This is a genomic window from Streptomyces pristinaespiralis, assembly GCF_001278075.1.
Taxonomy (GTDB): domain Bacteria; phylum Actinomycetota; class Actinomycetes; order Streptomycetales; family Streptomycetaceae; genus Streptomyces; species Streptomyces pristinaespiralis.
On the sequence record NZ_CP011340.1, the window covers coordinates 1,799,865 to 1,812,888 of the forward strand.

The following is a 13,024-nucleotide window of genomic DNA, read 5'->3' on the forward strand; positions in this document are numbered from 1 at the left end:
TACTTCGAGCGGAGAAGGGTCGGTGCGGGCCGTCCCCGTGCCCCGGGTGCGCCTGGGGCCGAAGACACCCCCAGCAGGAACGAGTTCAGGACAGCCGTCATCATGCGGGCGCCGAGGCGTGTGGCGGGGTCGCCGCGGCCTCCATGGCCATCGCGCAGTGGCAGAAGCTCACTTCGCCGGTCGTTCCGGGTGCTGCCGTGGCAAGTTTGTACGGGGAGGTCGGTCACTCGGGGGCCACGAGTCCAAGGAGGCGCTTCCGAGAGTGAAACCGGCCCACAACGATCCGGGGGGATCACGCACATGCGCATCGGGGTCTATCTCGCCCACCCACGGCCGGGCAGCTTCAACCACGCCCTCTTCGAAGCGGTCGTCGCCGAACTGCGGGCGCACGGGGCCGAAGTGCTCGCGCACGACCTGTGTGCCGAGGGCTTCCCGCCGGTGCTGACCGCCGGGGAGACGGAGACGGTCCGGGCTTCGGACGAGGCACCCGATCCCCAAGTCGCCCTGCACCGCGCGGAAGTGGCCACGCTCGACGCGCTGGTCCTCGTCCACCCCAACTGGTGGGGCATGCCACCGGCCGTCCTCGCCGGCTGGGTGCAGCGCGTGCTGGTGCCCGGCGTCGCGTACAAGCTCGGCAGCGCCGACGGCGAGCCCGTCGGGCTGCTGACGGCAGGCAGGGCGCTCGTGCTGAACACCTCGGACACCCCGGCCGACCGGGAGGACGGCGAGTTCGGGGACCCGTTGCAGCGCGTCTGGGCCGCCTGCGTCCTGCCGTACGTCGGCGTCGACGACGTACGGCGGGTCGTCTTCCGCACGGTCACCGACTCGACGGAGCGGGAGCGTGCCGACTGGCTGCGGCGGGCGCGGAGCGAGGCCGCGGCGCTGCTGTCCGGCTGATTTTCCGGCCGCCTCCGTGCGGCGCGGCGGCCGGGCCGCCGACGGCGGCCCCGTCACCGGCCGGACCGCGTCAGCCGCGGCGAGGCGGCGCCGGCCGGTCCAGGAAACGGTGCAGGGACGCCTTCATCGCCGTGACGAAGGCGTCCCTCGTCGGCTCGGGCAGCAGGTCGAGGGACAGGTACGGGTTGAGGTCCTCCAGCTCGACCAGGAGCAGTTCGCCCGTCCTCGTGCGGCAGGCGTCGACGCGCTGGATGCCGTGGTCCAACGTGTTCCAGTCGACGAACCTCTTCGCGAAGCGCAGATCCGCCTCGGTGGGCGCGTACGGCTCGAGGGCCCACCGCTGCGCCGGGTCGGGGGCGTACAGCGCGTACTGGAAGGCGTCGTCGACGAAGTAGAAGGACACCTCGTACCGGAAGTCCACCCGGGGCTGGACGAGCAGGTCACCGCGCGCGGCGAGCTTGGCGAGGTCCTGTCGCGGGACGAATTCGAGCCCTATGGAGTCCGCGCCCGCCTTCGGCTTCACCGCGTACTCGGCGGTCTCCGGGAGCCGCGCCAGGTGCTGCGGCCGGTCGACGGTGGGGATGACCGGGTGACCGGCCACCGTCAGGTCCAGCAGATACTGCTTGCCGGCCATGTCACCGCGGCCGTCGAGCGGGTTGTACACGCGGGTGCCCGTCGCCGTGGCCCGGTCCCGGAACGCGTCGTACTCCTTCTGGTAGTGGAGCACGGGGCCGCTGTTGCGGACGACGACCGCGTCGAAGGCGTCCATCAGCTCGGCGGCGTCCAGCGGATGGCACAGCGAAAGCCGGAAGTCCTCGCGCAGGCGTGAGGTGAGGAAGATGTCCTCGTCGCAGTAGCGCCGTCCCCTGGCCGGATAGGCGAGGTCGGTCACGAACAGCAGGCGGGGGCGGGCGGACACGGGCATCTCCTCGGACGGTGGACCTCCGGCCAACCTATCGACCGCGCCCGGCGGGTCCGCAGCCGGCCAGGGGTCAGCGCCGGCCGGACAGGGTGCGCTCCGCGGACTTCCTCGTACGGCCCGCCGCGGCCGCCACGGCGCGGTCCGGATGGTGGGTGTGCAGGCTGTCGAGGACGCGCAGACAGGTGGCGGGATCGGCGGCGGCCAGGGCCTCCACGAGGGCGATGGCGCCGCCCGGCCAGTCGGCGGCCGCCGCGTCGAAGGCGGGAAGGAGGGTCGTGGGCGGGATGTCGGCCGGTCCCGGGATGCCGGTGTCACCGGAGACGTCGCGGCTCTTCACATGGACGAGCATGTCGTCGATCCAGCGCTGGTCCAGCTCCTCGACGAGCACCGTGGCGCGTGCGCCGAGCGGAACCGCGTCCTCGGGGACGTCCTCGCCCCGGGACAGCAGCAGCCGCCGGGCGGCGGCGCCGGTCACCGGGTCGCCGAGCGCGGCACGCAGAGCGGTGGTGGGGACGCCCGCCCGGTCGAGCTGCGCGAAGTACTCGGCCGTGCGGGCGGCGTTGGCGTCCTCGGACCTGGCCGCGGCGACCGCGTCGAGGAGTTCCTTCCAGGCCTGGTCCGTGCCCCCGCGACGGTCCGCGAAGGCGGCGAGGGCCGAGGCGGCGAGCTGGGTGGGCCAGTGCCGGACCGCCGCGACGGTCTGTGCCGCGTCCCAGCCGGCGACGGTCTCCTGGTCGGGGGCGGCCACATGGCCGACCGTGATCACGTGACGCATGACGGCCGCGCCGAGCGGGGTGAGTCCGTACGTGTCGCCCGTCCGGAACAGACAGCCGGTCAGGGCCAGTTGGTCGACCACCGCCGCCAGCCCCTTCGCGGGGGCGTCGATCTCGGCCCGGTCCTCCTCGGTGCGGCCGGGCATCCCGAGCAGCACGGAGAGCTCGTCGGGCGACGGGGTCTCGTACGCGGCCGGGGCACTGCCCGGGACGGGGGCCGGCGCGTCCTCGAGTTCGGGAGCCACACCGTCGTCCTTGGCGTCGCAGATCTTGCGTGCCACCGAGTCCGGGGTGCTGCCGCGTTCGTAGAGCGAGTAGAGGAGGTGCGCGGCGTCGAACGAGTACGCGTCCTCGGGGCCGGTGACCGGGGGCAGCCGTTCGGCCTGCGCGGCCAGGATGTCGGCGGCCAGTTCGAGGAGTTCCTGCGGGGTGCCCGCGGTCCACACCTCGGAGGCGGGGCCGGGGAGCCCGCAGCGCTCTGAGACCTCGCGCAGTTCGTCGTCGAAGTTCCCGGACGCCAGGGCGGCGGGCAGGGGCGCGGCGTGCAGCAGGCCCTGGATCTCGTCCGGTGCGGGGACGGCGGCCGGGGGTGGCAGCGGGACGGCGGAGTCGCCGTAGTAGTCGAGGTGTTCGTCGAGCATGTGGTCGGCGAGCGAGGCGTGCGGCACGGCCTCGGGCCCGGGCGCGAGCGAGGCGTGCCGCCCGGTGAGTTCGCCCTCAAGTCCCGCCGCGGTCCACCGGTCGGTCAATTCGACGGCGATGTGGTCGAGTTCGCCGGTGAGCGCGTCGTCGGGACGGTCGGCGTCCAGTGGCGGCGCGGGCAGCAGCGGGCCGGCCGGTGAGGCCGCGCGGGTGTCGCGGGCGAACGCCTCGAGCAGCGCTTCGGTGAGCCGGGCGCGTACGGAGAAGGTCCGGTCGGCGAGGTCCGAGCGGTGCAGCGGCTCGGGGAGGGCGGGCCGTTCCGCGTGCGGCGTGCTCTCGTGGGCGTCGAGCCAGGCGCGTACGGCGTCGGCGTCGTCGCGGTCCACGCCGTCCGCGCTCAGCAGGGACGCGTACCAGCGGGGCCAGGTCAGGTTCAGCGGGTCGGCCGTGGCGCGGCGGAACTCGGGGACGGCCTCCTCGACGGCGGCGACCAGCTTCGCGTGGCGTTTGGCGTTGAGGCGGCCGGCGGCCCGTACGCGGTCGGCCAGGGCGGTGAGGACGGCGGGGACGGCGTCCAGTTCCTCGTCACCCGCGTACAGCAGCTGCGGAAGATCCTCGTGCAGGACCTGCCGTACCAGCTGCGGCGTGGGCTCCGGCACGCCCGCCCTGCGCTCCGCGCCGCGCAGCGCGAGCATCGTCAGCACCGCGTCGGTGGTGCGCACGGGCAGCGCCGCGCCTCTTTCCCGGGACACCCAGGTGAGGAAGTCGTCGCGGCCGGTGTTCAAGGCGTTCGTACGAGTCACCTGTGGAGCGTATGAGGGCGGGCGGCGCCGGAGATCCTTCCGGGCCGGGTGTTAGCCCGATCGGGCGAGCGATCACCTCCGCGGGGCGCGGTGCCGTCCGGGGCGATCACCTCGGCGGGGCGCGGTGCCGTCCGCTGCGATGAGTTCCGGCCGCGCGGACGGTCACCCCTGCATGGATACCTCCGAGACCGCACCCCTGCCCGACCTCACGCCCGCCGCCCGCGCCGTCGCCAATCTGCTCGACGCGATCGGTGACGACCGGCTGGGCGCGCCGACGCCCTGTCCCGACTACTCCGTGCGCGAGCTGCTGGCCCACATCGACGGCCTGTCCCTCGCCTTCCGCGACGCGGCGCGCAAGGACTTCGGCCCGACGACCGGTAACGACCCCGGCAGCGCGCTCCCGGTCCTCGACGAGAAGTGGCGCACCGTGCTGCCCCGGCGGCTGGACGAGCTGGCACAGGCGTGGCGGCAGCCGTCGGCGTGGGACGGCATGACCCAGGCCGGCGGGGTGGACCTGCCGGGGCAGATCGCCGGGCGTGTCGCGCTGAACGAGCTGGTGCTCCACGGCTGGGACCTCGCGAGGGCGACGGGGCAGGAGTACGACCCCGGTGAGGCGAGTGCGGCGGTGTCCTACGAGATGGTGAAGCCGTCCGGTGACGACTCGCTGCGCGACGGGATCTTCGGACCGCCGGTCGCGGTGCCGGACGACGCGCCGTTGCTGGACCGGGCCGTCGGCATGAGCGGGCGGCGGCCCGACTGGCGGCCGGGCGACTGACGGCGGGGACGGGGCGGGGCGGGGCGGGCGCCGGAAACGGGGCGGACGGCGGGCCTGTGCCGGACGTGGTGGCGCCGGCGCGGGCGGCGGCGCCCCGTCCGGGCCCGACGCCCGCCCCGGCGGAAAGGGGATGAACCCGCAGGGACGCTGATGCGATGCTCCGGGCATGACACGCCGAGTGAAGCCCAGCCTCTACTTCTCCGTCGACATCGAGGCCGACGGGCCGATTCCGGGCCCGTACTCGATGCTCAGCCTCGGCGCCGCCGTGGCCGGCCGGCAGGACGTCGACGGGTACGAGCCGGCCGACCCCGAGAAGGACACCTTCTACCGGGAACTGCGGCCCATCAGCCCGGACTTCGTGCCGCAGGCGCTGGCCGTGAGCGGCCTGGACCGGGAGCGGCTGACGGCAGAGGGCAGCGAACCGGCGGCGGCCATGGCCGCGTTCGGCGTCTGGGTCGGCGAGGTGTGCGCGGCGTACGGAGGGGCGCAGCCGGTGATGTGCGGCTACCCGGCCTCGTACGACTGGACGTTCCTGTACTGGTACCTGCTGCGGTTCACCGGAGCGAGCCCGTTCGGGCACTCCGGGTGCCTCGACATGAAGACGCTGTACGCGACGAAGGCCCGGCTGCCGCTGCGGGCCGTCACCAAGTCGGCGATGCCGCGTGAGCTGCTGTCGGCGCGGCGGCACACCCACCATGCCCTGGACGACGCGATCGAGCAGGCGGAGCTGTTCAGTAATCTGATGGTATGGCCGGGGGTGTGACCCCGGGAGGGGGTCCCACGTGAAGTCCGTACTGCGCGCACTGCTCGCGTCCTTGATCGCGGTGGCGGCGTGCACCGCCTGCACCGGCGACGGCTCCGGCGGCGGGTCCGGACGCGGGCTGGAGGACCCGGCGAAGAAGGACATCGCGATGCGGATCGTCTCCAGCGCGGAGAACTCCTCGCTGGACTGGAAGGCGCAGTACAAGTACATCGAGGACATCGGCGACGGCCGCGGCTACACCGCCGGCATCATCGGCTTCTGCTCGGGGACCGGCGACATGCTCGCAGTGGTCGAGCGCTACGCGAAGGCCAGGCCGGGCAACGCGCTGGAGCGTTTCCTTCCCGCACTGCGGGCGGTCGAGGGAAGCGACTCGCACGAGGGACTGGGCAAGCCGTTCACCAGGGCGTGGCAGCGGGCCGCGACGTCCGACGCGGCCTTCCGGACGGCCCAGGACGCCGAGCGGGACGAGACGTACCTGCTGCCCGCCGTGCGCCGGGCCGAGCAGGACGGTCTCGGTGCGCTCGGGCAGCTGATCTACTTCGACGCGTACGTCATGCACGGCGCCGACGCCTCCGAGAGCTCCACGGGCTTCCGCGCACTGCGGGAGAAGGCGCTGGCCGGCGCGGAGCCGCCCGCCGAGGGCGGCGACGAGGAGGACTACCTGAACGCCTTCCTGGACGCCCGCGTCGCGGCGATCCGCGAGGAGCCGTCGCACAGCGACACGAGCCGGGTGGAGACGGCGCAGCGGGTGTTCGTGCGGGAGCGGAACTTCGACCTCGAGCCGCCGCTGAACTGGCGCGTCTACGGGGAGAGTTACCGTATCGGCGCGTCGGCGGCCCCGCCTGCCGGGTAACGGTCCTCCGCCTGCGGATCGCCGGTCCGAGCGGTGGCCGGCGATCCGAGAGTGGCCCGGGAGTGCGATCCCGATAGCCGAACGTGCGCCCCGCACGGGCTCACTGACGCCATGTCAGCTTCACGCTCTCTTCGCGCAACCACTGCGCCTTCTTCATGTCTCGTTGCCCGGCCACGGGCAGACTCTTCGCAACCGAATGAAGGTTCGGTCGTGCCGCCCGTGTTCTACGCGCGTTGCCCTGGGCGGTACAGACCCGAGAAGAGGACGTACATGCCCCCCACACCAGTCACCCGCTGGAAGCATCTCGCCCTGGTCATAGGCGGCCTGTCGCTGGCGATCGCCGCGACCGGCACGGCAACGGCGATCACCGCACCCTCCGCCGACAGCACGGTCGCCCCGGCCGCGTCGGTGTCGGCTTACGACGACACGTATTACCAGGACGCGATCGGCAGGACCGGACAGGACCTCAAGGACTCCCTCCACACCATCGTCAGCGACCAGACCAAGCTGTCCTACTCCCAGGTCTGGGACGCGCTCAAGGCCACCGACGAGGATCCGGCCAACTCCGCCAACGTGATCCTGCTCTACACCGGCCGGTCCCAGAGCAAGTCCTCCAACGGCGGTGACCCCGACCAGTGGAACCGCGAGCACACCTGGGCCAAGTCGCACGGCGACTTCGGCACCGCCACCGGCCCTGGTACGGACATCCACCACCTGCGGCCGACGGACGTGTCGGTGAACAGCACACGAGGCAACAAGGACTTCGACGAGGGCGGCTCCGAGGTCGGCGAGGCCCCGGGCAACTACACCGACAGCGACTCGTTCGAGCCCCGCGACGCGGTCAAGGGCGACGTGGCCCGCATGATCTTCTACATGGCGGTGCGTTACGAGGGCGACGACGCCTTCGCCGACCTGGAGATCAACGACCGTGTGAACAACGGATCCATGCCCTACCACGGCCGGCTGTCCGTGCTGAAGCAGTGGAACCAGCAGGACCCGCCGGACGCCTTCGAGCAGCGGCGCAACCAGGTGATCTACGACGACTTCCAGCACAACCGGAACCCGTTCGTCGACCACCCCGAGTGGGTCACCGCGATCTGGGGCTGAAACGTTCCCTCTGTAGGGCCGGGGCGCCCGGGGTGATCCCCGGGCGCTTCGGCGCCCGCGCGCCCGCGGTGCGCCGGAACGGCCCCGTCATCACGGGACGACGGCGATCTTCCCGATGCGGGCGCTGTCGCGGAACGCCTCTTGGGCGGCGCGCAGTTCGTGCAAGGGGAAGCGGGCGGCGATGTGCGGTCGCACGGCACCGGTACGTGCCTGGTCGGCCAGCGCCGCGAAGTGGGCGCGCGTGTGCATGGAAGAGCCGATGAGGCTGAGGTTGTGCAGATAGAGACGGCGCAGGTCGAAGGTGACGACGGGCCCCGCGACCGCGCCGGCGATCACCCAGCGCGCGCCGTCCCGCAGAGTCGGCAGGAGCCTCTCCAGCCACGGCCCCGCGGCCACGTCCGCGACGGCGTCGAGCCCACCGGGCGCCACGGCCCGGACCTGGCGCCGCAGTTCCTCGGGGGGCAGGTCCCGGGGCAGAGCGACAAGAGCCCCGGCTTCTCGTAGCGCGGCCGCCTTGGACCCGCTGGTGAGCGCAAGGACATGGGCCCCGCGCGCCGCTGCGAGCTGGACCAGGGCGAGTCCCACGCCGCCGGAGGCACCGGTCACCAGCACCGTCTCACCACGGGTGACAGCGGCCCGTTCGAGCATGCCCATGGCCGTTCCGTAGGCGACGGGGAGGGCGGCCAGTTCTTCGTCCGAAAGAGGAGAAGCGCTCATGTCGTGGAGGCGGTCGGCGTCGACGGCGACGTACTCGGCGAAGCCGCCGTCCGCTTCGCTGCCCAGCAGGCCGACCGGGGGCGCGTCCTCGCGCTCGTCCTCGTAGAAGGCCGGATCGACGAGGACCCGCCTGCCCACCCAGCTGTCCGGCACGTCCTCGGCCGTTTCGGCGACGACTCCCGCGATGTCGCCGCCCTGCACGCGTGGGAGGTCGACCGCTCCCCGCCAGCCGGCCAACGCCTCGGGACGCCCCGGCAGCCCGTACGCCCCCTCACGGGTCCACACGTCGGTGTTGTTCACCGCTGCGGCGGTGACCCGCACGAGGACCTGCCCGGGGCCGGCCTCGGGAAGCGGCCAGTCCGTCCGGACCTCGAGCGCCTCCGGGCCACCGTGCCGGCGCAGCACCACGGCAGTCATCCGGCGATCCGTCATCTGCCCATACTGCACCCGCCGCCCCGCGAATCGCCCGCCGACGGGCCCGGCGAACCCGAACCCGGGCCGCCGCCCGGCCCCTCTCCGCGTGGAGACACCGCCCCCACCGCTGAAACTTGCCGCGCCGGGACAGGCGTTCTCCCAGGTCCGCCGAAGCGCCACAGGTCTGGGCCACAGGGACTTCCGACCGCCCCTTTACGCCCGGGCGTCACAGTGACTTACTCATGTGACGTGTCCATGACTTCGCGAGGGCCCCGCGAAGCCGTGCGCCGGACGCTCGTCCGCCGATCCCCCACCCTGCCAGGAGGCAGTCATGCCTGTGTCACGAGTTGGATTCGCGCGTCGCGGAAGACCGAAGACCGCCACCGTCATCGGCACCCTCGTCTCGGCCGGTGCCTTGCTCATGACCACCATCGGTACGGCCGCCGCCGCGCCGCCACCGCCGGACAGGCCCGTGAAGCCCGGCCAGGCCTGGATGGGTTCCGGAACCCGGATCGAGCAGCCGGCCGCCTCGCAGACGGGCGGCCCGATCACGCCGATGGACACGACAGGTGTCCAGGGGATCGACGTCTCCCACTGGCAGGGCGCGATCAACTGGGGCTCGGTGAAGGGCGCCGGGATCGACTTCGCCTACATGAAGGCCACCGAGGGCACCAGCTTCAAGGACTCGCGTTTCGGCGCGAACTACACCGGCTCCTACAACGCCGGCCTGATCCGCGGGGCGTACCACTTCGCCCGGCCGAACTACTCGAACGGGGCGACCCAGGCGAACTTCTTCGCCTCCAACGGCGGCGCCTGGTCCCGGGACAACAGGACGCTCCCCGGTGTCCTCGACATCGAGCACAACCCGTCGGGCGCCATGTGCTACGGCCTGTCGACGACCCAGATGCGCACCTGGATCAACGACTTCTACAACACGTACAAGGCGCGTACGACCAGGGACGTCGTCATCTACACGACCGCGAGCTGGTGGAACACCTGCACCGGCAACTGGACCGGCATGTCCACCAAGGCGCCTCTGTGGGTCGCCCACTGGGGCGTCAGCAGCCCGAACGTCCCGAGCGGCTTCCCCACGTGGACCTTCTGGCAGTACACCGCGACCGGCCGGGTCAGCGGTGTGGCGGGAGACGTGGACCGGAACAAGTTCAACGGCACGATGACGCGACTGCTGGCGCTCGCGAACAACACGGCCTGACCCGGGCGGCCCCGGGACGGCACAACGCCGCCGGGTGGAGCCGTGACGTTACGGCTCCACCCGGCGGCGGCACGGCTCAGTGCACGGCGGCCGGCTCGGCGACCGCTGCCCCCTTCTCCACCGACGAGGGCTCCTCCTCCGTCGCGCTCCCCCGCTTGCCGAGGTGGTTGAACGCCAGGTTCAGCACGATCGCCACGATGCAGCCGGTGGAGATGCCCGAGTCGAGCACCACGAGCGCGTCCTCGGGGAAGGCGTGGTAGAACTCCGGCGCCGCGATCGGGATCAGCCCGATCCCGACGGCGGCCGCGACGATCAGCGCGTTCTCGCCCTTCTCCAGTGCCGCCGTGGCCAGCGTCTGGATACCGCTCGCCGCGACCGAGCCGAAGAGCACGATGCCGGCGCCGCCGAGGACGGGCAGCGGGACGAGCGCGATGACGGACGCGGCGACCGGACAGAGACCGAGCAGGATCAGGATGCCGCCGCCCGCGGCGACGACGAACCGGCTGCGGACCTTCGTCATGGCGACCAGGCCGATGTTCTGGGCGAAGGCGCTGCACATGAAACCGTTGAACAGCGGGCTGATGGCGGAGCCGAGGGTGTCGGCCCGCAGGCCGCCCTCGATGGTCCGCTCGTCGGCGGGGCGGTCGACGATCCGGCCCAGTGCCAGCATGTCGGCGGTGGACTCTGTCATGCAGACCAGCATCACGATGCACATGGACACGATCGCGGCGATCTCGAACTGCGGTGCGCCGAAGTGGAACGGGGTGGGGAAGCCGACGATCCCGGCGTCCTTGATGGCGTCCAGGTTGGTCATGTCGAGCGGTACGGCGACGACCGTGCCCGCGACGAGGCCCAACAGGATGGCGATCTGCTGCATGAAGCCGCGCAGCAGTTTGCGCAGCGCCAGCACGATCACGAAGGTGAGCGCGGCCATGCCGATGTTCTTCATGGAGCCGTAGTCGTCCGCCGTGGAGTTGCCGCCCTGCGACCAGTTGAAGGCGACGGGCAGCAGGGACACACCGATCAGGGTGATGACCGTGCCGGTGACGACGGGCGGGAAGAAACGGACCAGTTTGGAGAAGTACGGGGTGAGGACGAAGCCCAGCACGCTGGCGACGATGATCGCGCCGAAGATGACGGCGATGCCGTCGTAGCCCCGGTCCCTGCCGATGGCGACCATCGGCGTCACTCCGGCGAAGGAGACGCCGTTGACGAAGGGCAGTCTGGCGCCGACGCGCCAGAAGCCCAGGGTCTGGAGCAGGGTGGCTATACCGGCGGTGAACAGGCTCGCGCCCATCAGGAACGCGGTGTCCTTGGCGCTGAGGCCCACGGCGGGGCCCACGATCATCGGCGGGGCCACGACTCCCGCGTACATGGCGGCCACGTGCTGGAGGCCGCTGGTGAACATCTTGAAGGGGGGCAGGGTCTCGTCGACCGGATGCTTCCGGTCCTCTGCTTCGGCGGTCGAGTTGTGCACGGCCACGGCGGTGCCTCCGGTCGGGTTACACGTCGTCGGTGGACGTGTGGTGTCAAGGAGGTGGTGCAGGTGGTGCGGTTGTGCACGTACCGGGTCGCCCGAGCCGGTGTGCGGGCGGCGCGCCCCTGCCGGATGGCAAGGGGCGCCACCACCGGGAGGCACGCACCTTTGTCGTACGCGCCTCCCGGCGACGGCCGCCGTGGACCCCGCTCGGGTCCACGGCCGCCGGCCGAGGGCCGTCCCCCTCGACCGGACTACCGGGTTCAGCCCTGTGCGGCGATCCGCGCCAGGCGCTGTGCCTCGTCCCGCGTGGAGCGGGCGATGGCGTCTTCGTCCACCGTCGTGAGGTGGTTGCCCTCGACGACGGTCCTGCCGTCGACGAGGGAGAGGGTGACCGGCGCGGCCGCGCCGAAGACGAGCGCGACGACCGGGTCGGCGATGGAGGAGTGGGCGAAGGTGTCCAGCTTCCACATCACCAGGTCGGCGAGCTTGCCGGGTTCGAGGGATCCGATCGCGTCCGCCCGGCCGAGGACCTGGGCGCCGCCGTACGTGCCGAGGCGCAGCGCCTGGCGGGCGTTCAGGGCGGCCTCGCGGTGGGCGCCGAGCCGGTTGATCAGCAGTGCGTTGCGCAGTTCGGTGTGCAGCTCGCCGGACTCGTTCGAGGCGGTGCCGTCGACGCCGAGTCCCACCGGCACACCGGCACGCAGCATGTCGGGGACGCGGGCGATGCCGGCCGCCAGACGCGCGTTGGAGGAGGGGCAGTGCGCGACGCCGGTCCCCGTGCGGGCGAAGGCCGCGATGTCGGAGTCGTTCATGTGGACGCAGTGCGCCATCCACACGTCGGAGCCCAGCCAGCCCGTCGACTCGAAGTAGTCGGTGGGGCCCATCCCGAAGAGCTCCTTGCAGAACTCCTCCTCCTCGACCGTCTCCGAGCCGTGGGTGTGCAGCCGCACGCCCTTGCGCCGGGCCAGCTCCGCACCCTGCCTGAGCAGTTCGGTGGTGACGGAGAACGGCGAGCACGGCGCGACGGCGACCTGCGTCATCGCGTCGAAGGAGGCGTCGTGGTGCTTGTCGATGGTCTCCGCGGTGCCGGCGAGTGCCCCTTCGAGGGACTCGACCGCGAAGTCCGGCGGCAGGCCGCCGTCCGACTTGCCGCGGTCCATGGAGCCGCGGGCGAGGGTGAACCGTACGCCCGTCTCACGGGCGGCGCCGATGATCGCGCCGGACAGGTCGCCGGAGCCCCGGGGGTGGACGTAGTGGTGGTCCATGGCGGTGGTGACACCGCCGCGGGCCATCATCGCGAGCGAGCCCTGCGCGGCGGCGCGGACCATCGGTTCGTCGATGCGCGCCCAGGTCGGGTAGAGCGCCACCAGCCAGTCGAAGAGGTTGTGGTCGGTGGCGAGACCGCGCGTGATCCACTGGTAGAAGTGGTGGTGGGTGTTGACCAGGCCCGGGGTGACGAGGTGGCCGGTGCCGTCGATGCGGCGGACCACGTTCGTCAGACCCTCGGGGGCCTTGCCTGCTCCGACCGACTCGATCCTGTTGCCCGCGACGACGACGTGGCCGGAGGCGTACTCGGTGTCGTCGGCGTCGACGGTGGCGATCGCACAGTTCTCGATGACGATGCGTTCGACCGTGTCGGTCCGGGCTGCCGAAGGTGCCATGGTG

11 protein-coding genes are annotated in these 13,024 nt (G+C 72.0%); 6 read left to right on the plus strand and 5 right to left on the minus strand.

The genetic code is table 11. The features are described 5' to 3' along the window. Positions 1 to 300: 300 nt before the first annotated feature. Positions 301 to 897: an NAD(P)H-dependent oxidoreductase gene (locus tag SPRI_RS07520; protein WP_053556783.1), complete on the plus strand. Its 597-nt coding sequence runs from the start codon at positions 301 to 303 to the stop codon at positions 895 to 897. 70 nt (positions 898 to 967) lie between these two features. Here the strand turns inward: SPRI_RS07520 and SPRI_RS07525 are convergent, their stop codons facing one another. Together SPRI_RS07525 and SPRI_RS07530 are read right to left on the minus strand one after the other, a co-directional pair. Continuing rightward, on the minus strand, positions 968 to 1,822 hold the full coding sequence (locus SPRI_RS07525) for an ATP-grasp domain-containing protein (protein ID WP_005310042.1): 855 nt from the start codon (positions 1,820 to 1,822) through the stop codon (positions 968 to 970). Between the two features lie 67 nt (positions 1,823 to 1,889). Next, positions 1,890 to 4,037, minus strand: coding sequence for a hypothetical protein (locus tag SPRI_RS07530; protein ID WP_053556784.1), 2,148 nt, complete (start codon positions 4,035 to 4,037; stop codon positions 1,890 to 1,892). A gap of 172 nt (positions 4,038 to 4,209) precedes the next feature. Here SPRI_RS07530 and SPRI_RS07535 point away from each other — a divergent pair, with 172 nt between their 5' ends. The 4 genes from SPRI_RS07535 (at position 4,210) to SPRI_RS07550 (ending at position 7,535) form a co-directional block, all read left to right on the plus strand. Then, on the plus strand, positions 4,210 to 4,812 hold the full coding sequence (locus SPRI_RS07535) for a TIGR03086 family metal-binding protein (RefSeq protein ID WP_053556785.1): 603 nt from the start codon (positions 4,210 to 4,212) through the stop codon (positions 4,810 to 4,812). Positions 4,813 to 4,978: 166 nt separating this feature from the next. Next, on the plus strand, positions 4,979 to 5,575 hold the full coding sequence (locus tag SPRI_RS07540; protein WP_005310052.1) for a 3'-5' exonuclease family protein: 597 nt from the start codon (positions 4,979 to 4,981) through the stop codon (positions 5,573 to 5,575). 19 nt (positions 5,576 to 5,594) lie between these two features. Beyond that, the gene (locus tag SPRI_RS07545) at positions 5,595 to 6,428 is read left to right on the plus strand and encodes a chitosanase (protein ID WP_005310054.1); all 834 of its coding nucleotides are present in this window, start codon (positions 5,595 to 5,597) and stop codon (positions 6,426 to 6,428) included. Between the two features lie 270 nt (positions 6,429 to 6,698). Further along, complete coding sequence (locus tag SPRI_RS07550) at positions 6,699 to 7,535, plus strand: endonuclease I family protein (RefSeq protein WP_005310057.1); 837 nt, start codon at positions 6,699 to 6,701, stop codon at positions 7,533 to 7,535. 90 nt (positions 7,536 to 7,625) lie between these two features. Here SPRI_RS07550 and SPRI_RS07555 read toward each other — a convergent pair whose 3' ends face one another. Next, complete coding sequence (locus tag SPRI_RS07555; RefSeq protein WP_199782700.1) at positions 7,626 to 8,684, minus strand: alcohol dehydrogenase catalytic domain-containing protein; 1,059 nt, start codon at positions 8,682 to 8,684, stop codon at positions 7,626 to 7,628. 313 nt (positions 8,685 to 8,997) lie between these two features. Here SPRI_RS07555 and SPRI_RS07560 point away from each other — a divergent pair, with 313 nt between their 5' ends. Beyond that, a complete protein-coding gene (locus SPRI_RS07560; protein WP_005310062.1) occupies positions 8,998 to 9,879 on the plus strand; it encodes a lysozyme in 882 nt (293 codons plus the stop codon). Between the two features lie 76 nt (positions 9,880 to 9,955). Here the strand turns inward: SPRI_RS07560 and SPRI_RS07565 are convergent, their stop codons facing one another. Both SPRI_RS07565 and SPRI_RS07570 read right to left on the minus strand, forming a co-directional pair. Then, positions 9,956 to 11,362 carry a nucleobase:cation symporter-2 family protein gene (locus tag SPRI_RS07565; RefSeq protein ID WP_005310065.1) on the minus strand — a complete coding sequence of 469 codons (1,407 nt, stop codon included), beginning with the start codon at positions 11,360 to 11,362 and terminating at the stop codon, positions 9,956 to 9,958. A gap of 257 nt (positions 11,363 to 11,619) precedes the next feature. Next, positions 11,620 to 13,020, minus strand: a complete 1,401-nt coding sequence (locus SPRI_RS07570; protein WP_005310068.1) for an 8-oxoguanine deaminase — start codon at positions 13,018 to 13,020, stop codon at positions 11,620 to 11,622. Positions 13,021 to 13,024 lie beyond the last annotated feature (4 nt).

Coding starts and splice junctions, on each gene's coding strand:
- SPRI_RS07520 (WP_053556783.1), top strand. CDS start 301: ATGCGCATCGGGGTCTATCTCGCCCACCCACGGCCGGGCAGCTTCAAC.
- SPRI_RS07525 (WP_005310042.1), bottom strand. CDS start 1,822: ATGCCCGTGTCCGCCCGCCCCCGCCTGCTGTTCGTGACCGACCTCGCC.
- SPRI_RS07535 (WP_053556785.1), top strand. CDS start 4,210: ATGGATACCTCCGAGACCGCACCCCTGCCCGACCTCACGCCCGCCGCC.
- SPRI_RS07540 (WP_005310052.1), top strand. CDS start 4,979: ATGACACGCCGAGTGAAGCCCAGCCTCTACTTCTCCGTCGACATCGAG.
- SPRI_RS07550 (WP_005310057.1), top strand. CDS start 6,699: ATGCCCCCCACACCAGTCACCCGCTGGAAGCATCTCGCCCTGGTCATA.
- SPRI_RS07555 (WP_199782700.1), bottom strand. CDS start 8,684: ATGACGGATCGCCGGATGACTGCCGTGGTGCTGCGCCGGCACGGTGGC.
- SPRI_RS07560 (WP_005310062.1), top strand. CDS start 8,998: ATGCCTGTGTCACGAGTTGGATTCGCGCGTCGCGGAAGACCGAAGACC.
- SPRI_RS07570 (WP_005310068.1), bottom strand. CDS start 13,020: ATGGCACCTTCGGCAGCCCGGACCGACACGGTCGAACGCATCGTCATC.